Below are 19,390 nucleotides of genomic sequence, written 5' to 3'. Positions count from 1 at the left end.
GCCCCTCCCCTCGGGGGGAGGGGTTGAAGGACAGATCATGGGCCTGAAGTTCGAACTCGTCACCCCTGCCCGCCTCGAGCGGTCGAGCGACGTCTATATGGTCACCGTGCCTGGCAGCGAGGGCGATTTCTCGGTGCTCGAAGGCCACGCGCCCTTCATGGCGACGCTGCGCAACGGTCCGCTGACCATCTATGCCACCAGTGGCGCCGAGCCCGAAACAATCGAGGTCGAAGGCGGCTTCGCCGAAGTCAATGAGACGGGGCTGACCGTGCTCGCTGAGCATATCGCGGCCTGACGCCGCTCGGCATCATCGGCTTTAAGGGGGGCTCCTGGGCCCCCTTTTCTTTGGCCGGGGCCGAATTTGGCATTGCCTGCGGCCCTCCGCAAATCGGGAAAGCTGCCCCCATCCGGCCCTTTGGAACCTGCCGGGCCGGGCGCGCGCGGGAGCGCTATCCTCGCGGCCGGCGCGGAAATCTCAGATCGACGCGCAACCGGGGCACAGCGTTGCTACTTCGCGACGTCCATCCGGCCATAGTCCCATTCCTGCGCATCGCTGTCGTCCATCCGCGAAATGCGCGCCTTCAATCGGTCGCCCTCGCGCCAATAGCGGATGCGCTGCGGATAATCATGCGCAGCGTTTGCGAAGTCGATCATCCTCTCGCCCGCGGCGACCATGGGAAATTCCGCCGCGGGACGCCCGAAGGGCTGCACAAGGAAGACGAGCGTGCCGTCATCCCTTTGAATGATCCGCATATGTTCGAAGACCTCCGCCTTATTGCCCTTGCCGATGCGGGCCGCGCCGATCATGAGGCCGCCGCGCGGCGGGGTCCAATATTCGTCGGACCATTGCCCGTCGGACCGGTTCTGTTCCCACGCTCCCGTCATCCAGCGGGGCATTTCAGGTGAATCGGCGGCGGCAAGCGGGAACGCGCAAAGCAAGGCCGCCAGTCCCGAGATGATGATTTGCATCCTTATTCCCCTCCTCCGCCCGGTGTGTCCTGGAACGGCATTAGGAGAATATCAAAGTTTCCGTCCTATTCACCCTGGCTGATGAGGGTTCGCTTGCGAATAGCGCAGCAATCCCCGCTTGAGACCAAAGCGAAGCAAGGTGAAACGATGAGTGCATTCGGACGCCGACCGGGAACAGCAGGCCGCCCCGCCTTTGGCGTAGCCAAACCGATGCAGGGGGGCGCCGTCGGCGGCGGCCAGTTCCCCGCGCTCGATACCGCGCCGATCGCCGAGCCTCTGTCGAGTCCGCTTACTCCCGAACTCGAGGCGATGGACCGCCTGAATCAGCGCTCGAGCGCCGAGGCGATGGAGCCCGAAAAGCTGCAGGGTTTCGAAGCGTCGGTTCACAAGATCAAGGAACAGGTGCTCCCGCGCCTGCTCGAACGCGTTGACCCGGAAGCCGCGGCGACGCTGTCGAAGGACGAGCTGACCGAAGAATTTCGCCCGATCATCCTCGAAGTTCTCGCCGAGCTTCGCATCACGCTCAACCGCCGCGAGCAGTTCGCCCTCGAAAAGGTGCTCGTCGATGAACTGCTTGGCTTCGGCCCGCTTGAAGAATTGCTCGCCGACCCCGACATCAGCGACATCATGGTCAATGGTCCCTACCAGACCTATGTCGAGCGCAAGGGCCAGCTCGTCCTCGCACCCATCCAGTTCCGCGACGAGCAGCATCTCTTCCAGATCGCGCAGCGCATCTGCAACCAGGTCGGCCGCCGCGTCGACCAGACCACCCCGCTCGCTGACGCCCGCCTCAAGGACGGCAGCCGCGTCAACGTCATCGTGCCGCCGCTCAGCTTGCGCGGTACGGCCATCTCGATCCGCAAATTCTCGGCCAAGCCGATCACGCTCGACATGCTCTGCCAATGGGGCGCAATGAGCCAGAAGATGTGCACCGCGCTGAAGATTGCAGGCGCCAGCCGTTTCAATATCGTCATCTCGGGCGGCACGGGTTCGGGTAAAACCACCATGCTCAACGCCCTCTCCAAGATGATCGACCCCGGCGAACGCGTGCTGACGATCGAGGACGCGGCCGAGCTTCGCCTGCAGCAGCCGCACTGGCTGCCGCTCGAAACGCGTCCCGCGAACCTCGAAGGCAATGGGGCGATCCATATGGGTGACCTCGTCAAGAACGCGCTGCGTATGCGTCCCGACCGCATCATCATGGGCGAGGTTCGCGGCGCCGAATGTTTCGACCTCCTCGCCGCGATGAACACGGGTCACGACGGGTCGATGTGTACGCTCCACTCGAACAGCCCGCGCGAATGCCTCGGCCGTATGGAAAATATGGTGCTGATGGGCGACATCAAGATCCCGAAGGAAGCGATCTCGAAGCAGATCGCCGATTCGGTCGACCTGATCGTCCAGATCAAGCGCCTGCGCGACGGGTCGCGCCGCGTCACCAACGTGACCGAAGTGATCGGCATGGAAGGCGACGTCATCGTCACCCAGGAATTGTTCAAGTTCGAATATCTGGACGAGGACAAGGACGGCAAGATCGTCGGCGAATATCGCTCGATGGGCCTGCGTCCCTATACGCTGGAAAAGGCGCGCCAGTTCGGCTTCGACCAGCCGTTCCTCGAGGCGTGTCTCTGATCCGATAAAGCAGCCAGGCATTCCCGCGGGCGGGGGCGATCATCCCTGATGAAGCCACACCGCGGCGCTGAGCAGCGCGACCGCGGCCGAGGCGAGCGCGATGCCGCGCCACGGCATGAAGCCGACATTGTCGACGTCGCGGCGATTGCGGCGGCGCCAATCGGCGATTTCAGCAAAACCGAACAGCGCAGCAGCGCCGATGCTGACCGACAGCATGGACACTTGCATTGATCCCGCTCCCTTCGCACTATGACCGCTCCCGAGCGGAGCCGGCCCGGCCGGTCCGCCCCAGCCGAGAGGTGCGGATATGCGTCATTTCCCTTCTGTTGCAAGTGCCCTTCTGATCGCAGCCTGCGCCGCGTGCGGCGGACTCGCAGGAGGCGCGGCAGCGCAAGAAAAGACGGAAAAGGGCGAAGGCGCGATCGCAGCCGCTGTCGCGGCGCCGAGCCGCACGGCTGCAAACATCGCGCGCGACGCATACCGCCACCCTGCCGAAACGCTTGGCTTTTTCGGCGTAAGGCCGGGCCACACGATCGTCGAACTGTGGCCAGGCGGGGGCTGGTATACCGAAATCCTCGCCCCGCTCGCAAAAACGGGGGGCGGCACCCTCTATGCGGCAGCCCCTGCAGGACGGCTCAAGACAGTCGAGACGTGGAAGGCCGAAAGACCCGAGCTCTATGGCAGGATCCAGCTAGCTGAATTCCCGCACAAGGACGGAACGAAGGTGCCCGACGGCAGCGCGGACGTCGTGCTGACTTTCCGCAACGTCCACAACTGGCGCTTTTCCGGCAGCGACAACACCGCCGAGGCATTCCGGCAGATTTTTGCGATGCTGAAACCCGGCGGCACGCTTGGCGTGGTCGAGCATCGGCTGCCCGAGACGATGGATTCCGCGCTCGAGGAGAAAAGCGGCTATATGAAGCGTTCCTCGATCGTGGGCTTCGCCGAAGCGGCGGGCTTCAAGCTCGCGGGCGAAAGCGAGATCAACGCCAACCCCAAGGATACGCACGATTATCCGGGCGGGGTCTGGACGCTGCCTCCGACGCTGAACCAGAAGGAGGTCGGCCGCGACACCTATCTCGCGATCGGCGAATCCGACCGCATGACCCTCAAATTCGTGAAGCCTGCAAACTGACACGGCACCAGGAAACGATCGACCCCGCGCTGCTCCTTAGTGCCTATGCGCAGGGGCTGTTCCCGATGGCCGATGGGGCCGACGACCCGTCGGTCCATTGGGTCGAGCCGCGGTTGCGCGCGATTCTGCCGCTCGACGGCTTTCGCCTGTCGCGCAGCCTCAAAAAGGTGATCTGCGCCGACCGGTTTCGCGTCACCACCGACAGGGTTTTCAGCGAGATGCTCGCGCTCTGCGCCGAGCCCGCGCCTGACCGGCCGACGACGTGGATCAATCCGGTGATCAAGGCGAGCTACGAGCGATTGTTCCGGCTCGGTCATGCCCACAGCGTCGAATGCTGGCTGGATGGCGAGCTTGCAGGAGGGCTTTATGGCGTGTCCCTGGGGCGCGCCTTCTTCGGCGAATCGATGGTCAGCCGGGCCCGCGATGCCTCGAAGGTCGCGCTCGCGCATCTTGTCGCCCGGCTACGCGCGGGCGGCTGGCAATTGCTCGATTGCCAGTTCATCACGCCCCATCTTGCAAGTCTCGGCGCGATCGAAATCCCGCAGGCCGATTATCTTGCGCGGCTCTATTCGGTGCTGTCGGGCGCGGACGGAGCAGGAGCAGGCGGCGCAGCTGCCGCCGGGGCTGAGCTTCCCTCACCGCCATTCGTCGCCGGCGACTGGGGAGCGCTCGACGCCTTGGGCGCGGCCGGCGATGCGGCTTTGGATGCCGAGGGTGCGACGGGCTCGCCGCCGGGATATGTCATCGCGCAGCTTTTGACATAAACGTCGAAGATGGGGTGCTGGATGATGTTGCGTTCAGGCCGTTCCTTGAAGATCCAGCCCGAAAAGACACGATACCATTTGTCGTCCCGCTGATCCTGCACGCTCAGTTGAACGAAGGCGCCGGTTTCCGGCGGATCCTCCCAGGGGGCAGTCTGTTCGCAGGCCCGAAGGCGCACGATCGCGCGGCCGACGCGCGCCGTATCGCCCGGTTTCATCTCAAGCTCGCGCACCAGCCCGTTTCGCTTGTTGAGCAGGCCCAGCACCGCGGCGCGCTCGGCCATCGGGGTCGCGCCTTCGATGCCGCCGACTTCCTGCGGCACTTCTTCGGAGCGCACAATCTCGCCGGTCTTGGCCTCGCCGCCACGCTTGTCGCTCGCCCGGTCGCATCCCGCGAGCGCCGGAATCGTCAGCGCCAGGAGAAGCGCGGGAACGAGCGGGCGCGGCATCGCGGCTCTCACTCGGCGCCGGGCCGCCAGGCCTCATAATCGCCGGTCGCTGCTGCGCGGCGTCCCCCGCGCTCGAGCGCACCCTGGGGGCGATAGGCGCCGAGGCTTCCGGTCAGGTTCGGCGTCGGCTCCTTCTGCCACGCGCGCGGCGCGGGCAGCACTTCGGCTGGCAGTTCGTCGAACGTGCGATGCAGCCAGCCGTGCCATTCGGGCGGCACGCGGCTCGCGTCGTTCGACCCCTTGTAGATGACCCAGCGCCGCTTGCCGTCGCGCGAGCGGTAATAACGGTTGCCGAGCGCGTCCTCGCCGACCTTCTCGCCGGTGCGCCAGCTATTCCATAATGTGCCGACGGTCGCGCCGTCCCACCAGGTGAAAATCTTGCCCAAGATGCTCATGGCTGCGGCGTTTACAGGCAAGGCCGTGCGCTTCGCAAGCGCGAAAGGGTGCGAAGGGGCCGTTTATGCGCCGATCTCAACGATCCTTCCAGCTGACCCTTGCCTCCTCGTCGAGGCCGATCTTCGCCGCGGTGCCGCCGGCAAGTTCGAGCACGGCCGCAACCTCCCCTCCGCTGACCACCGGATCGAGCGATTCGGGAATCGTATTCTCGGCGATCCGGTCGATGCTGCCGTCAGATCGGATGAAGATCATGTCGAGCGGAATCAGCGTGTTCTTCATCCAGAAGCTTGCGACGCGGGGCTTCGGGAAGGGAAAGATCATGCCTCCGTCGGCGGGAAGGCTGGTTCGGAACATCAGCCCGCGAGCCTGCTCCTCGCTGGTGCGCGCGACCTCGACGTTGAAACTGTGCGTCTTGCCCCCCGCCTCGATTGTCAGCGGAATCGTCGCTGTGCTTTCGGACTGGGCGTCGCTGTCGCGGGCGCACGCCGCCATCGGCATCGCCATCGTCAGAGCAAGAGCGGTCAAGATCACGCGCATCGGCACTTCCTTTTGCCAGAAAGGGCACAGGTCCTAATCGAGCCTCGCGGCCTCGTCCAGCGCTGCCAGCGCCGCCTCGTCGCCCGGACCGATCGCGAGGATGTGCCGCGCGAGGCTGGGCGAGTGACCGGCGCGGACAAAAGCCGCGACCTGTCGCTCGCGCAGCGCGGGGTCGCTCGCGCGGGCGCCGGCATAAGGGCCCAGCCTTCGCCGCCGCGCAAAGCCCAGCGCCGCCGTGAGCGCCGCCATTTTTGCATTCTCGATCGCCTCCCCGGCGTCACCCTCGCCGATCCCGTCGACCCGCAGCTGCGCCCTCACCCGGCGCTCGCCGAGGCCGCGACGCGTCATGGCGGCGCCGCGCATCGCAGCATATTGCTGGTCGTCAACGAAACCCAGCCGCTCCATCTTCGCAACCGCCGCATCGCATGACGTCATGGCATCTGCTGCGTCGTTCCAGTCCGATTCGCGTATCTTTCGAGCAAGATAGCGCGCGAGCTTTGCCCGGCTGGTCGCGAATCGCGCCACATAGGCGAGCGCCAGCTCGTCGAGCCGGGCGGCGTCGAGGGGTTTTCGCGGTCGGACGGATCGAACGTGGCCATGGCCCATGCCATGTTTATGCCACAGTCAAGCCCGATTGAGAACGACCAGCGCCGCCATATCGGATCAACAAGGTCCGAAAAGGGCCGATTTGTTCCACTTGCAAGGGATCGCCGAGCGCGTCATGGGTCCGAAAGATGAGATGCTTGTTGCCCCGCGCCCCGCTTCCCGGGACTGTGCACCTCCTATGACAGAAAAAAATAACGTCGCCGCGGACGAACGCGTCCCCACGCCCACCGAATGCGCGCAGCCGCGCCGCTTCTCGGACTTTTCGACCGTGGGCGAAGCACTTGATTACGCTGCCGCGGGCACGCGCGGACTGAATTTTCACGATCCGCGCGGCAAGCTCGTTCGCGCCTACAGCTATCGCGAGCTCAAGGAAGATGCGAAGCGCGCCGCCTATCGGCTCATTGCCGCGGGCATCAAGCCGGGCGACCGCATCGCGCTGATCGCGGAAACCGGCCCCGAATTCGCCGCGCTCTTCTTTGGCACCATCTACGCGGGAGCATGGCCGGTCCCGCTGCCGCTGCCGACCAGCTTCGGCGGCCGCGAATCCTATGTCGGCCAGCTCACCGTGCAGCTTTCAAGCTGCGACCCGGCCATGCTTTTCTTCCCGCCCGAGATTGCGGCGATGGCGACCGAAGCGGCCGAGGCGAAGGGAGTCACCCCCGCCGACTGGAGCGAATTCGAGAACCGCGCGGCCCCCGTCGCGGATCTGCCGGAGCAGAAGCCCGATGCCACCTGCTATCTTCAGTACAGCAGCGGCTCGACGCGCTTTCCGCACGGCGTTGCGGTGACCCATGCCGCGCTCCTCAACAATCTGTCAGCGCACGCGCATGGCATGCAGTTGCAGGACAGCGACCGATGCGTGTCGTGGCTCCCCTGGTATCATGATATGGGCCTTGTCGGCTGCTTCCTGTCGCCGGTCGCGAACCAGGTGTCGGTCGACTATCTCAAGACCGAAGATTTCGCGCGGCGACCGCTCGCCTGGCTCGATCTGATCAGCCGGAACCAGGGCACGACCCTCAGCTATTCGCCGACCTTCGGCTATGACATCTGCGCGCGGCGCATTTCCAGCCAGACCAATGTCGCCGAGCGTTTCGACCTTTCGCGCTGGCGCGTCGCCGGCAATGGCGCCGACATGATCCGCCCCGACGTGATGCAGAGCTTCGTCGACGCCTTTGGCGAAGCCGGCTTCAAGGCGAGTGCCTTCCTGCCGAGCTATGGCCTTGCCGAGGCAACGCTCGCGGTCAGCATCATGCCGCCGGGCGAAGGCATCGTGGTTGAACTGGTCGAGGAGACCGAGCTGTCGGGCGGCACTGGCGACGCCGGGCGGCCGACCCGCTACCGCGCGATCGTCAACTGCGGCAAGGCCGTCAAGGATATGGTAATCGAGGTACGCGACGAGGCCGGAAACATTCTTCCTGACCAGACGGTCGGCAAGATCTGGTGCACGGGCCCGTCGCTGATGACCGGCTATTACCGCGACCCCGAGGCGACCGCCGCGTGCATGTCGGACGGATGGCTCGACACGGGCGACATGGGCTATCTGTCGGACGGCTATGTCTATGTCGTGGGCCGCGCCAAGGACATGATCATCATCAATGGCAAGAATCACTGGCCGCAGGACATCGAATGGGCGGTCGAGCAGCTTCCCGGCTTCAAGTCGGGCGACATCGCCGCCTTCGCAATTACCGCGCCGGGCGGCGAGGAGACACCCGCGGTGCTCGTCCAGTGCCGCACGAGCGACGAGGCCGAGCGCCTTGCGCTGCGCGAGACGATTCGCGACCGCGTCCGGGCGATCACCGGCATGAACTGCCTTGTCGAACTCATCCCGCCGCGCACGCTTCCGCGCACGAGTTCGGGCAAGCTCAGTCGGTCGAAGGCGCGTGCGCAATATCTTGCCGGCGAAATCCAGCCCTTCGCGGTCGCGGCGTAGAGGCCCCCTCCTCCGATCCTTCATGCGACGATCTCGAGGCCGCGGGCTCGCATCCGGCCATCGGCATAGCTTACCGCCGCCGATGGCCCAAATTGGTTCGCTGCGCTCGAGGGGAGGTTCACCGCCCCGGCACGCCCTCGCCTTTTCGTCCCGCAGCGGCACAGATTGCTCCCGGGGAGCGCGGCCGCGGTTACCATCGGGTAACCCTGCGCCGTTATGACGGGCTTTGTGACGAGCCTGCTAACCGACCATAAACCGGCCGACGATGTTTCCGCCCGCGCCCTGATGGGACTGAGCCCGAGAAACGAGGATGGCGGTGACCTGCGCCAGCTTCAGCTCGCTCCGCTCCGCGGCAAGGGGAAGCTGCGGCTGTGGATGGGCATCGGCATGGCGCTCGTCGCTGCCTTCACCATGGTGACTCGCCTGCCCTGGGGTCTTGCGGGCGGCTGGCTGACGACCGCGCTGCTGTTCAGCCTCTGGTCCAGTCGCTCCTTTGCCGTTCTGCCGCTCGGAGATCCAAAACTCTCGAGCGCCTCGATCTTCCGGCTCTGTCACCGCCACGCCCTCTATTCGGCGCTTCTCTGGTCGGCTCCCTTCTGGTTCGAGGGTGTATCGCCAACGCTCGGACATGTCCTGTCGCTCTGGCCGATCGCATTGCTGATGATGCTGACTCTCGCGATGGTCGCGCACAGCCTTCCGCTCGCATGCGCGCTTTTCATCCTGCCCGTCAGCCTGTCCGCTGCGGCGGCGCTGGTGCTCGCCGGAGCGCCGCAACTCGCCGTGATCGCGCTCGTTGCGGGGCTCCTTCTTTGCGGCTTCTGCGTCCGCTTCGCGCAAAACCACATCCGCTTTCGCCGGGCAGAAGAGACGCTGCACGAGAAGACCGAAACGGTCAGCCTGCTGCTGCGCGAATTCGAGGAAACATCGGCCGACTGGCTGTGGCAGACCGATAACAGCCGGCGCCTCGTTCACGTCTCCCCGCGCCTCGCCTTTGCATTCGGTGCGTCGCCCGATGCCCTCGAAGGCATGCCGCTGCTTCAGGCGCTTGCAGGCGATGCCTGGGAAACCGGCGACTTTCCCAAGAGCCTTCACGATCTGGCCGAACGCCTGAAAAGACGCGAAAGCTTTTCCAACCTGATCGTCCCGGTGACGATCGGCGGCAAGCCGCACTGGTGGGAACTCTCCGCGTCGCCGAGGCTCGATGATCAGAGCAAGTTTCTCGGTTTCCGCGGGGTCGGTTCCGACGTTACCGAACAGCGCGCATCGGCCGAGCAGATCGCCCGCATGGCCCGTTTCGACAACCTCACGGGCCTTCCCAACCGGCTGAGCCTGCACGAAGACCTCGGTCGCGCGCTCGCGCATGCTCAGGGCATGAAAGCCCGCTGCGCGCTCATGATGATCGACCTCGACCGCTTCAAGGCAGTCAATGATACGCTCGGCCACCCGATCGGCGACCAGCTGCTCGCGCAGGTTGCGACCCGGCTCAAGAGCCTGATGGGCAGCGACATGACCTGCGGCCGGCTCGGCGGAGACGAGTTCGCGGTGGTGCTCCACGACGTCAGCTCCGCAGCCGAGGCCGAAGCGATCGCGCATCGGATCATCGCGGTTCTGAGCCGTCCTTATGTCGTCGACAATCATCAACTCTTCGTCGGCGCGAGCATCGGTTATGCGATGGGCCCGCACGACGGCGCGACGGTCGAAACGCTCACCCGCAACGCCGACCTTGCGCTGTACAAGTCGAAGGACAAGGGCGGCAATGTCGTCGCCCCCTATGTGGCTTCGCTCCACGCGCAGGCGGAGGAGCGGCGGGTGATGGAGCAGGAATTGCGCGGCGCGCTCGAGCGCCGCGAATTCGAGCTTTACTATCAGCCCGTGGTAACAGCGGAAGATGGCACGCTCAACGGGTTCGAGGCGCTCATCCGCTGGAACAACCAGACGCTCGGAAACGTCTCGCCTGCCCGCTTCATCCCGCTTGCCGAGGACAGCCGGCTGATCGCGCCGATCGGCGAATGGGTGCTGCGCAATGCCTGCGCCGAGGCGATGCGCTGGCCCTCGAACCTGAAGGTCGCGATCAACGTTTCGGCCGAACAGCTTACCGACCCCAATTTTGCCTCGCTCGTCGTCTCCGCGCTCGCTCAGAGCGGTCTTCCACCCCAAAGGCTCGAGATCGAGGTGACCGAAAGCGTGTTCCTGCGCGACGGCGGGGGCGCGGCCCAATTGCTCGACCAGCTCATCGCGCTCGGCATCCGTCTCAGCCTCGACGATTTCGGGACCGGCTATTCATCGCTCGGCTATCTTCGCAAGACACAATTTTCGACGATCAAGGTCGATCGGACCTTCGTCGTCGGCGCCGCCAAGGGGCACACCGAGTCGATCGCGATCATCCGCGCCGTCGTCGCGCTCGCCGACAGCCTCGGCATGGCAACCACGGCAGAAGGCGCCGAGACCGAGCGCGAGGTGGAAACGATCCGCAGCCTTGGCTGCAGCAATATCCAGGGCTATTACTACGGCCGCCCGATGCCCGCGGGCGAGGTGCTCACCCTCTTCAGGGCTCCTGAACCGCGCTCCAGCGCCGCGGCCTGAAGGCGCAAAGGGAGCGACGAGCCGCGGGGCCCGCGCGACGAGCGGAAATCCTTACCAAAAGGTTCCGCAGCTTGCCGCAGCAATATCGCATTTCATCGCTGGATGCTGGTCCCGTCCGGCCGCTTCGCGCACATCAGCCTCAACGCTTGATGACAAGCCAATGGGGGGTCGCATCTCATGATCGTTCGCCGCTTTTTCGGTGCCGCCGCTGCATCGGTGATGTTGCTCACCGGTCTGATGACGAGCGTTCCGAGCGCGGCTCGCGAATATCTTCAGTGCGTTGCCTTCGCCCGCGCCGAATCGGGCGTCGAGATTCGCGGCAATGCGAAGACTTGGTGGGCGCAAGCTGCGGGCGATTATGATCGCGGCCAGGAACCCCGCAAGGGCGCCGTCATGGCATTCGCCGGCACGCGCAGCATGCCCATGGGGCATGTCGCGGTGGTCGAGACGATTTTGAACGACCGCGAAATCCTCATCAGCCATGCAAACTGGTCGCCGATCAACGGCCGGCGCGGCCAGATCGAGCGCAATGTCCGCGTCGTCGACGTCAGCGATGCGGGCGACTGGAGCATGGTACGCGTCTGGTACGCGCCGATCGGAGACCTTGGCCTGCGCGCCAACCCGGTACAGGGTTTTATCTATCCCAACGGCCCTTCGGGTGCACCGGGCAGTTTCAACGCTCCGGTGTGGGCGAAGAATGACTGGAAACCTGGCAACGGGCTCGACCTGGTCGCAGCCTCGCTCAGCAACTGATGCCGTAAGTCGACGCGTTGCAAGCGACCGCCTGCAACGGGGAGCGCGTCAGCCTTCGTCGCCCTTTTCCGCAGCCCCGTCCTCGAACCAGGCCTCGACCTCGCCCGAAAGCTTGATCGTCATCGGCTGACCAAAGCGATCCTTCGACTTGCCAGCAGCGACGCGGATCCATCCTTCCGAGATCGAATATTCCTCGACGTCGGTGCGTTCCTTGCCCTTGAATCGGATGCCGATGCCGCGCTGGAGCACCTCCATGTCGAAATGGGGCGACCTGGGATTGGTCGACAGGCGGTCGGGCGGGGTATCGGTCATCTCAAAAAATCTCCGGCTTGCCCGGCGCGGCTAGGCGAGCGGCAAGTGCAAATCAAGAGGGCCGTGCGCCGCGCCGGGAAGCGCACGCGACGGCTTCTTCATCGCGAAGCTGGAAGCGCAGCGCCGGCGAGCTGGTCGAGCACAGGATACAGTTCGCGATCCTCGCGTTCGATGCGCGCGGTGATCGCTCCCAATATCGCGGTGCTTTCTACGCAAAACTGGTCCCACTGCGCCGCGACCCGAGGAGGCGGCCAGCGCCGTTCATAATCGTCACAATCATCCGCGACATGGCCCATTGTGCCTGCAAATTCGCGTGCAAGATCGGCCGCTGCCGCCTCGCCGGTCGCCCGTAGCCGCGGATAGAGGGCCCAGTCTTCGCATTTCAGATGCCGCCGCAAGGTGCCGCGCAGCTGTTCGCGGATCGGCTCGATCACGGCCGATGGCGGCGCGGTGGGTGCACCGAGCAAGCCGAGGAGGGCGCGCGCGAGCCGCAAGATATCGGCATGCTCAGCGCGCAATCGGCGCAGTTCGTGGACGAACGACATAAATTTTCCCGCGATGCGAAGGTCCGCATCTTCGCGCAGCTGCATGAAAAGAGCGTTAAGTCGGCGCAGCGCATGGCATCGGAACCTGCTGGCGCGCCGATCATTTGAGATGCAAGCAGCGAAAGGACTCTCGATGGCCGCACGCGCCTACTGGAAGGGGCAAATCCGGCTCGCGCTGGTGTCGATCCCCGTCGAAATCTATCCCGCGACCAAATCGGGCGCGGGCATCAGCTTCCGCCAGATTCACGAGCCGAGCGGCAAGCCGATCCGCTATGAGAAAATCGTGCCCGGAATTGGCGCGATCGACACCGACGACATCATCAAGGGCTATGAGACCTCGAAGGGAAATTATGTCCTTCTTGAAGATGAGGAGATCGAGGCGGTCAAGCTCGAGAGCAAGCGCACTCTCGAACTCGTCCAATTCGTCGACGCGAGCGACATCGACATCCTCTATTATGCAAAACCCTATTATGTGGTGCCCGCCGATGAGCTGGCCGAGGAAGCCTATATCGTCCTTCGCGAGGCGCTGCGGCGCACGAAGAAGGTGGGGCTCGGCCAGCTCTCGGTGCGCGGGCAGGAACAGCTTGTTGGCCTGCGTCCCTGCGGGCGCGGACTGGTGCTCGAGGTTCTGCGCTACGCCGACGAAGTGAACAAGGCTGCCAATTATTTTCGCGACGTCGGCAATGGAAAGCCCGACGCAGACCTGCTCGACCTTGCCGAAACCCTGATCGACAAGAAGAGCGGCAAGTTCGATGCGTCCGATTATCACAATCATTATGTCGACGCGCTGAAACGCGTGATCGCCAAGAAGGCGAAGGCCAAGGGCAAGAAGGTGCTGGAGGACGTCGAGGAACCGGCGGGGATTGACCGCGGGTCGAATGTCATCGATCTGATGGCCGCCCTCAAGGCGTCGGTCGAGGGCAGGAAGAGCGCGCCCGACAAGGCCGCCAGGAAGGAACCGGCAAAGAAGGCTCCCGCCAAGAAGGCGGCCGCAAAAAAGCGGGCGTAAGATGGCACGCGCAGACCCCCTCGCCTCTTACAACGCCAAGCGCGATTTCGCGCTCACCCCCGAACCTGCGGGCAAGGTCGAAAAAGGTGCCGGCCACCGCTTCATCGTCCAGAAGCATGATGCCACGCGCCTCCACTATGACTTTCGCCTCGAAGCCGACGGCGTGCTCAAGAGCTGGGCGGTAACGAGGGGGCCGAGCGCCAACCCTGACGACAAGCGCCTTGCCGTGCGTACCGAGGATCATCCGATGGCTTATGCCCAATTCGAGGGCGTGATTCCGAAGGGCGAATATGGCGGCGGCACGGTGATGCTGTGGGATAGTGGTAGCTGGGCGCCGGTCGAGGGGAAGAGCGCGAAAGACATCGAAAAGGGCCACCTGCACTTCGTCCTCGACGGGGAGCGAATGAAGGGCGAGTGGCTGCTCGTCCGCATGAAACCGCGCCCTGGCGAGAAGCGTGAGAATTGGCTCCTGCGCAAGGTTAAGGATGCCGAAGCCGGCGGAAGCGACGATCTGACCGGCCGCCACCTTACCAGCGTGCTCACGGGACGCACGATGGCCGAGATCGCAAGCGACGAGGGCGGCGAACAATCGCTTGAGGGGGCCAAAGGCGCGGCCTTTGCGAAGAAGATGAAGGCGGCCGCGGCGCATAACAAAAAGGTCGCTCGGCCAAAGGCGAAAGCAAGGCCCGCCAAGCCCCCCAAATTTCGTCCGCTGCAGCTTGCAACGCTGGTCGATGCGGTGCCGGCGGGAAACGGCTGGATGCACGAGATCAAATTCGATGGCTATAGAGCCGAGATCGCAGCGGCGGGCCGCGAAGTGCACGTCTACACGCGAAACGGGCTCGACTGGACCGACAAATTCGCGCCCCTCGTGCGCCATCTTGCCGCGCTCGACCTGCCGCCGTGCCTGATCGACGGCGAGATCGTCGCCTATGGCAAGGATGGCAACCCCGACTTCTCGTCGCTTCAGGCCGTGCTGAAGCGTGGTCACGGCGCGCAGGACGAGCAGACGGAGCTTCGCTTCTTCGCATTCGATCTGCTCGAAGAAGGCGGAAGGTCGCTTGCGAACCTTGGCAATCTGGAACGCAAGGAACGGCTTGAGGCGCTGCTGCGCGATGCGAGCCCCCCGATCGCGGTCGCGGACCATATGATCGGGGCAGGCGAAACCCTCTACCGCGCGATGTGCCGGGCAGGACAGGAAGGCATTATCTCAAAGCGCGCAGACGCTGCCTATTCCGGCCGCCGCACGAAAAACTGGGTCAAGGTGAAATGCACCAGGCGGCAGGAATTCATCATCGTAGGCTGGAAGCCCTCGTCGACGAAGCAGCGCCCCTTCTCCTCGCTGCTGCTCGCGCAGCGTGAGGGTGACGAACTTGTCTACAAGGGCAATGTCGGCACGGGCTTCGACACCAAGGCCATGGCCGAGCTTGCGAAGCAGTTTGCACGGCGCGAACGCAAGAGCGCGCCGCTCGCCGTTGACAAGGCTGCAGCGCGCCATGTTCGATGGCTGAAGCCCGACCTCGTCGCCGAAATCGCCTTTGCCGAATTCACCGCAAGCGGTTCGGTGCGCCACGCAAGTTTTCTGGGCTTGCGCCACGACAAGGAGGCAAAGGACGTGACCCCCGAGACACCGCAGGCAGCTCCCGCGCCCGAAAGCGAAATCGTGATCAGCAACCGCGAGCGTGTGATCTTTCCCGAGGCCAAGGCGACAAAGGGAGATCTCGCCGACTATTATGCAGCCGTCGCGCCCGTCATGCTGCCGCACATGGCACGGCGCCCCGTCAGTCTCGTGCGCTGTCCGCAGGGACGGGCAAAAAAATGCTTCTTCCAGAAGCATGACGCGGGAAGCTTCGGCGACCATGTCCATCATGTTCCGATCCGCGAGAAGGATGGCGGGCACGAGGATTATCTTTACGTCGAGGATGCAGAAGGTATCCTCGCCTGCGTCCAGATGGGAACGATCGAGTTTCATGGCTGGGACAGCCATGTCGACACGCTCGAGGCACCCGATCGCATGGTCTTTGACCTCGACCCCGACGAGGGGCTCGACTTTGCCAATGTGAAGAAGGCCGCGGCCGACCTTCGCCGCCAGCTCGCAGACATCGGTCTTGTCAGCTTCGCCATGCTCTCCGGCGGAAAGGGCATCCACGTCGTGGTGCCGCTCGAGCCCGGGCATAGCTGGGAGAAGCACAAGGACTTCTCGAAGCGTTTCGCCGAAGCGCTGAGCCTCGCCGAGCCCGATCGCTATGTCGCCACGATGAGCAAGGCAAAGCGCAAGGGAAAGATCTTCATCGATTATCTGCGCAACCAGCGCGGCAGCACCGCGATCATGCCCTATTCGGCGCGTGCACGCGAGGGCGCGCCCGTCGCCGCCCCGATCGGGTGGGATGCGCTTGCCGACATCGCAAGCCCGGGCCGCTGGACCATCGGCGACGCTGAGGAACTTCTCACCCGCGCCGCGAGCGCCGAGCTCAAGGGCTGGGGCTTTGCCAAGCAGGTGCTGCCCGATTTCTGACGGCCCCTTCGTTCCCCTTCCCCGGCGCCTTCCCCCTTTGAGCTTGCTCTGGGGAAGGATGATTTTTGTGAAGGCTACCCGCTCCCCCCGCGCGCAAATTGGTATGATGCTTTGTCCTACCACTTATCGCCGACTATCTGCGTTCTTGGTCTGAATCATTGGTTGACATTTAATGCAGACCAATTCAGCGTCCCCCACCATAAGCAGAACTGGGAGGGAGCGAGTCGATGAAACGGGTGGGGACAGGGGTAACCGCAGCGCGTTCGCATGTGCTTGGAGGACTGCTCGCGAGCACGGCACTGGTCATGATGGCCGCGCCGCTCAAGGCGCAGGAGGCCGCGGCCGACGAAAGCGAAGGCGACGCGATCGTCGTCACCGGCATCCGCAGCTCGCTTCAAAACGCCCTGGCCGAAAAGCGCGACGCAAATAATCTGGTCGAGGTTATCCAGGCTGAGGATATCGGCAAGCTGCCCGACCAGAATCTCGCCGAAGTGCTCGAAAATGTCACGGGGGTCCAGATCACCCGGCAGGCGGGCGTCGGCAATGCGGTGCAGATCCGCGGCACCGATGCCAACCGCGTCGAGATCAATGGCGTCTCGACCGTGGGGTCGGGCGCGGGGCGGTCGGGGATCAGCTTCGAGGATCTGCCAGCGTCGCTGATCGCGTCGGTCGAGGTGGTCAAGGTGCCGGCGGCGCAGACAATCGAAGGATCGGTCGGCGGCACGATCAACCTTCGCACGATCCGCCCGCTCGACCTGCAGGGGCCGCTGATCGCGGCGCGCGCGCAGATGGAGAATAGCGACCTTGCAAAATCCACCCTGCCGCGGCTCTCCGCCACCGTCGGCAACAATTGGGACACGGGGATCGGCGAGATCGGCCTTGTCCTGAGCGGTAGCTACGCGCGCCAGGACGTCGCCGCCTTCAAGCCGCGCGTCGACCGCGACGCCGTCGTTCTCCCGGGATCGGGGCCGAGCGCGGAGGCCTTTCCTTTCCTGCGCATCCAGTTCCTTCAGCAGGGGCTCGAGAATTACGAATATGAAACCTACAACGGCACCGCCGCAATCGAGTGGAAGCCGGCCGACAATCTTAAGCTCTATTTCGACGCGACGCTCAACAACCAGCGGCGCGCGCAGGAAAGCCACCGGGTCCAGATTTCGGGCACCGCGACCCCCTCGGTCGTCGATGCGATGAACAACACCGCGTTCGAGACGGTCGACTTCGGCAGCCTCGACGGCCCGGACGGCCCGGTCAATCTCGGTTCGGTCGAAGCTGCGGTCGCGGGCACGATCGGCATCGGGGGCTCGACCGGCACCTTGATCGATCCCAATATGCGCATGTCGAGCGACACAGGGGCGCGTGTGACAAAGAGCCGCGTGTTCGATTTCGGCACCCGGTGGGACGCGAGCGACAAGCTCAGCGTGCGCGCCGAGGTGTCGCTGTCGACGTCGAAATCCAGGTTCCCGAACTTCTCGACCACGCTCGACTTCATCAACCCGAACGGCCCCCAGCCCGTCATCGGGCGAAGCCTCGACAATGGCGTGCCGCTGGCGTTCGATCTGCGGGGTGGCACGCTGCAATTCGGCATCGACCACTCGAGCCCCTTCGCGCCGACGACCGCGCAATTGCTCGACCCCGCCAATTACCGGCTGCAGCAGGTGGCGCAGGGGGCGAACACGACCGACAATCAGGAGCGCGCCGGCCGGCTCGACTTCCACTATGACACGAGCGACCTCAACCCGTTCGTGACCTCGGTCGACGTCGGCTATCGCTGGAACCGGACGTCGGCCGAGAATAATGAATTCTCCCGCAACGTCAGCCTGACCCACACCACCAATGCGTGGAACCGCCCATCGGGCGATCTATTCTCGGACATCCTCATTCCGGGCCCGAGCAATTTCAACGCGGCCGACGGACGCGATCTATATTTCGGCGACTTTCTCCTCATCGATGGCGGGCTCGCATTCCGCGATCCAGCGCGCGTGCTCGACGCGCTCAACGAAGCGATCGCCGCGGGCAATGCCGCGGCCACCCAGGGTCCACCGGTCGCAACGCTCGAAACGCCGACCGAATCCTTTTCCGGCTTCTTCAAGATCAAGGAAACAACGAACGCTGCCTATTTCCAGGCCAATATGGAAGGCGACATCGCGGGCATGCCGCTGCGCGGCAATGTCGGCGTCCGGTGGTTGCGCACCAGCCTCGCATCGATCGGCAACAATATCGCCAATGGCGAGGTCACCGGGCAAATCGTCGCGAAGAGCCATTACAGCTTCCTGCTCCCGCGGCTCAGCCTCGTCCTCGAGCCCGCTGACACGTTCCTCGTGCGCGCCGGCATTTCGCGCGACATCCGCCGCCCGAATTTCGACACGCTGTCGACCTCCTATTCGTTCAGCACTGGCCCCAACACGCCGGTTGCGGTCGGCAATCCGGACCTCGTCCCCGAAGCGGTGTGGTCGTTCGACCTTTCGGGAGAATATTATTTCGCGCCATCAAGTCTGATCAGCGTCGGCCTCTTTCACAAGAGCCGCACCAATTTGTTCGCGCAGCGGCAGGAGGACCCGGCTCCCAATCTCGACGCCGATGGCAATCTCAACATCTCGATCGATCCCTCCTGCCCCGGCGGCGGCATCTACAATCCGATCGCCAACCGCAACATCAACAATCCCGTTCAGGGTGTCGGCATCTGCGTCCCGCGCAGCTCGACCTTCAATGTTCCCGGCACCACGACGCAGACCGGCATCGAAATCGCCTTTCAGCATGACTTGTCGGCGTGGGAGGATGTGCTGGGCTTCGCCTCGGGCTTCGGGCTCATCGGCAACTTCACCTACCAGAAGACCGGCGGCTCGGCGCGCGAGTATCGCGAGGCGGACGGCCCGCGCACCGTCTTTACCCAGCTCGGACACCCCGGCGCGCAGGACCTGATCAGCCTCGCGAACCTGTCGAAATATGCGTATAACGCGACGCTCTTCTACGATAAATACGGGCTCAACGCGCGGCTGCGCTATACGTGGCGATCCAGCTATGTATCGACCGACCCCTTCTTCTTCGGCCTGCCGCTGATCAATGGCGCCCGCGGCCAGCTTAACGCCAGCATCAACTACGACATCAACGGCCACATCAATGTCGGGGTCGAGGGGATCAACCTCTTGCGCGGCGATCAGAACCAATATTGCGTGAACAACAAGGCGCTGCTCTGCTTCCAGGGCCTCACCGACCGGCGCATCACGGCAGGGGTGAGCGTCAAATTCTAGGGGACGCGGG

At 64.2% G+C, this 19,390-nt stretch carries 17 protein-coding genes and 1 pseudogene; 10 read left to right on the top strand and 8 right to left on the bottom strand.

The genetic code is table 11. The features are described from left to right. Nucleotides 1-37 precede the first annotated feature (37 nt). Complete coding sequence (locus B5X69_RS08130; RefSeq protein WP_079638215.1) at nucleotides 38-295, top strand: ATP synthase F1 subunit epsilon; 258 nt, start codon at nucleotides 38-40, stop codon at nucleotides 293-295. A 212-nt stretch (nucleotides 296-507) separates the two neighbouring features. Here B5X69_RS08130 and B5X69_RS08125 read toward each other — a convergent pair whose 3' ends face one another. After that, the gene (locus B5X69_RS08125; protein ID WP_079638214.1) at nucleotides 508-969 is read right to left on the bottom strand and encodes a DUF6265 family protein; all 462 of its coding nucleotides are present in this window, start codon (nucleotides 967-969) and stop codon (nucleotides 508-510) included. 147 nt (nucleotides 970-1,116) lie between these two features. Here B5X69_RS08125 and B5X69_RS08120 point away from each other — a divergent pair, with 147 nt between their 5' ends. Then, entirely contained in the window at nucleotides 1,117-2,601 is a 1,485-nt protein-coding gene (locus B5X69_RS08120) for a TadA family conjugal transfer-associated ATPase (protein ID WP_079638213.1), read from the top strand. 39 nt (nucleotides 2,602-2,640) lie between these two features. Here B5X69_RS08120 and B5X69_RS20930 read toward each other — a convergent pair whose 3' ends face one another. Next, nucleotides 2,641-2,829 (bottom strand): hypothetical protein, encoded by a 189-nt coding sequence (locus tag B5X69_RS20930; protein WP_139375722.1) that lies wholly within the window; start codon nucleotides 2,827-2,829, stop codon nucleotides 2,641-2,643. A 79-nt stretch (nucleotides 2,830-2,908) separates the two neighbouring features. Between B5X69_RS20930 and B5X69_RS08115 the strand changes: the two genes are divergently transcribed. Together B5X69_RS08115 and aat are read left to right on the top strand one after the other, a co-directional pair. Beyond that, entirely contained in the window at nucleotides 2,909-3,736 is an 828-nt protein-coding gene (locus B5X69_RS08115) for a class I SAM-dependent methyltransferase (RefSeq protein WP_079638212.1), read from the top strand. Continuing rightward, nucleotides 3,733-4,500 carry a leucyl/phenylalanyl-tRNA--protein transferase gene (gene aat / locus B5X69_RS08110; RefSeq protein WP_079638211.1) on the top strand — a complete coding sequence of 256 codons (768 nt, stop codon included), beginning with the start codon at nucleotides 3,733-3,735 and terminating at the stop codon, nucleotides 4,498-4,500. The genes B5X69_RS08115 and aat overlap by 4 nt, the downstream gene beginning before the upstream one ends. A 44-nt stretch (nucleotides 4,501-4,544) precedes the next feature. Here aat and B5X69_RS21905 read toward each other — a convergent pair. The 4 genes and pseudogenes from B5X69_RS21905 to B5X69_RS08090 all read right to left on the bottom strand — a co-directional run. Next, nucleotides 4,545-4,715, bottom strand: a pseudogene (locus tag B5X69_RS21905) (DUF2155 domain-containing protein); the annotation flags it as partial. A gap of 239 nt (nucleotides 4,716-4,954) precedes the next feature. Next, the gene (locus B5X69_RS08100; RefSeq protein WP_079638210.1) at nucleotides 4,955-5,341 is read right to left on the bottom strand and encodes an NADH:ubiquinone oxidoreductase subunit NDUFA12; all 387 of its coding nucleotides are present in this window, start codon (nucleotides 5,339-5,341) and stop codon (nucleotides 4,955-4,957) included. 76 nt (nucleotides 5,342-5,417) lie between these two features. Further along, on the bottom strand, nucleotides 5,418-5,879 hold the full coding sequence (locus B5X69_RS08095) for a DUF192 domain-containing protein (protein WP_079638209.1): 462 nt from the start codon (nucleotides 5,877-5,879) through the stop codon (nucleotides 5,418-5,420). A gap of 33 nt (nucleotides 5,880-5,912) precedes the next feature. Then, nucleotides 5,913-6,485, bottom strand: a complete 573-nt coding sequence (locus B5X69_RS08090; protein WP_079638208.1) for a regulatory protein RecX — start codon at nucleotides 6,483-6,485, stop codon at nucleotides 5,913-5,915. Nucleotides 6,486-6,663: 178 nt separating this feature from the next. On the opposite strand from B5X69_RS08090, the gene B5X69_RS08085 reads away from it, so the two are divergent. From B5X69_RS08085 to B5X69_RS08075, 3 genes are all read left to right on the top strand, one after another. After that, entirely contained in the window at nucleotides 6,664-8,415 is a 1,752-nt protein-coding gene (locus B5X69_RS08085; protein ID WP_079638207.1) for a fatty acyl-AMP ligase, read from the top strand. A 228-nt stretch (nucleotides 8,416-8,643) separates the two neighbouring features. Continuing rightward, the gene (locus B5X69_RS08080) at nucleotides 8,644-10,998 is read left to right on the top strand and encodes a putative bifunctional diguanylate cyclase/phosphodiesterase (RefSeq protein ID WP_079638320.1); all 2,355 of its coding nucleotides are present in this window, start codon (nucleotides 8,644-8,646) and stop codon (nucleotides 10,996-10,998) included. A gap of 177 nt (nucleotides 10,999-11,175) precedes the next feature. Beyond that, nucleotides 11,176-11,751: a CHAP domain-containing protein gene (locus B5X69_RS08075; protein ID WP_079638206.1), complete on the top strand. Its 576-nt coding sequence runs from the start codon at nucleotides 11,176-11,178 to the stop codon at nucleotides 11,749-11,751. A gap of 48 nt (nucleotides 11,752-11,799) precedes the next feature. Here the strand turns inward: B5X69_RS08075 and B5X69_RS08070 are convergent, their stop codons facing one another. After that, nucleotides 11,800-12,063, bottom strand: coding sequence for a DUF3297 family protein (locus B5X69_RS08070; RefSeq protein WP_053555205.1), 264 nt, complete (start codon nucleotides 12,061-12,063; stop codon nucleotides 11,800-11,802). A gap of 98 nt (nucleotides 12,064-12,161) precedes the next feature. Next, nucleotides 12,162-12,653 carry a hemerythrin domain-containing protein gene (locus tag B5X69_RS08065; protein WP_079638205.1) on the bottom strand — a complete coding sequence of 164 codons (492 nt, stop codon included), beginning with the start codon at nucleotides 12,651-12,653 and terminating at the stop codon, nucleotides 12,162-12,164. Nucleotides 12,654-12,741: 88 nt separating this feature from the next. Here B5X69_RS08065 and ku point away from each other — a divergent pair, with 88 nt between their 5' ends. From ku to B5X69_RS08050, 3 genes are all read left to right on the top strand, one after another. Further along, entirely contained in the window at nucleotides 12,742-13,617 is an 876-nt protein-coding gene (gene ku, locus B5X69_RS08060) for a non-homologous end joining protein Ku (protein WP_079638319.1), read from the top strand. 1 nt (nucleotide 13,618) lies between these two features. Beyond that, nucleotides 13,619-16,132 (top strand): DNA ligase D, encoded by a 2,514-nt coding sequence (gene ligD, locus B5X69_RS08055; protein WP_079638204.1) that lies wholly within the window; start codon nucleotides 13,619-13,621, stop codon nucleotides 16,130-16,132. Between the two features lie 227 nt (nucleotides 16,133-16,359). Next, a complete protein-coding gene (locus tag B5X69_RS08050) occupies nucleotides 16,360-19,380 on the top strand; it encodes a TonB-dependent receptor (RefSeq protein ID WP_079638203.1) in 3,021 nt (1,006 codons plus the stop codon). Nucleotides 19,381-19,390 lie beyond the last annotated feature (10 nt).

Source organism: Sphingopyxis flava, assembly GCF_900168005.1.
Taxonomy (GTDB): Bacteria; Pseudomonadota; Alphaproteobacteria; order Sphingomonadales; family Sphingomonadaceae; genus Sphingopyxis; species Sphingopyxis flava.
Note: the sequence above shows the minus strand (reverse complement) of the source record. Positions and strands in the feature narration are given on the sequence as shown.

What these genes read in the sequence shown, in the direction of transcription:
- B5X69_RS08130 (WP_079638215.1), top strand. Translation starts at nt 38, where the DNA reads ATGGGCCTGAAGTTCGAACTCGTCACCCCTGCCCGCCTCGAGCGGTCG.
- B5X69_RS08125 (WP_079638214.1), bottom strand. Translation starts at nt 969, where the DNA reads ATGCAAATCATCATCTCGGGACTGGCGGCCTTGCTTTGCGCGTTCCCG.
- B5X69_RS08120 (WP_079638213.1), top strand. Translation starts at nt 1,117, where the DNA reads ATGAGTGCATTCGGACGCCGACCGGGAACAGCAGGCCGCCCCGCCTTT.
- B5X69_RS20930 (WP_139375722.1), bottom strand. Translation starts at nt 2,829, where the DNA reads ATGCAAGTGTCCATGCTGTCGGTCAGCATCGGCGCTGCTGCGCTGTTC.
- B5X69_RS08115 (WP_079638212.1), top strand. Translation starts at nt 2,909, where the DNA reads ATGCGTCATTTCCCTTCTGTTGCAAGTGCCCTTCTGATCGCAGCCTGC.
- B5X69_RS08100 (WP_079638210.1), bottom strand. Translation starts at nt 5,341, where the DNA reads ATGAGCATCTTGGGCAAGATTTTCACCTGGTGGGACGGCGCGACCGTC.
- B5X69_RS08095 (WP_079638209.1), bottom strand. Translation starts at nt 5,879, where the DNA reads ATGCGCGTGATCTTGACCGCTCTTGCTCTGACGATGGCGATGCCGATG.
- B5X69_RS08090 (WP_079638208.1), bottom strand. Translation starts at nt 6,485, where the DNA reads ATGGGCCATGGCCACGTTCGATCCGTCCGACCGCGAAAACCCCTCGAC.
- B5X69_RS08085 (WP_079638207.1), top strand. Translation starts at nt 6,664, where the DNA reads ATGACAGAAAAAAATAACGTCGCCGCGGACGAACGCGTCCCCACGCCC.
- B5X69_RS08075 (WP_079638206.1), top strand. Translation starts at nt 11,176, where the DNA reads ATGATCGTTCGCCGCTTTTTCGGTGCCGCCGCTGCATCGGTGATGTTG.
- B5X69_RS08070 (WP_053555205.1), bottom strand. Translation starts at nt 12,063, where the DNA reads ATGACCGATACCCCGCCCGACCGCCTGTCGACCAATCCCAGGTCGCCC.
- B5X69_RS08065 (WP_079638205.1), bottom strand. Translation starts at nt 12,653, where the DNA reads ATGCAGCTGCGCGAAGATGCGGACCTTCGCATCGCGGGAAAATTTATG.
- ku (WP_079638319.1), top strand. Translation starts at nt 12,742, where the DNA reads ATGGCCGCACGCGCCTACTGGAAGGGGCAAATCCGGCTCGCGCTGGTG.
- ligD (WP_079638204.1), top strand. Translation starts at nt 13,619, where the DNA reads ATGGCACGCGCAGACCCCCTCGCCTCTTACAACGCCAAGCGCGATTTC.
- B5X69_RS08050 (WP_079638203.1), top strand. Translation starts at nt 16,360, where the DNA reads ATGAAACGGGTGGGGACAGGGGTAACCGCAGCGCGTTCGCATGTGCTT.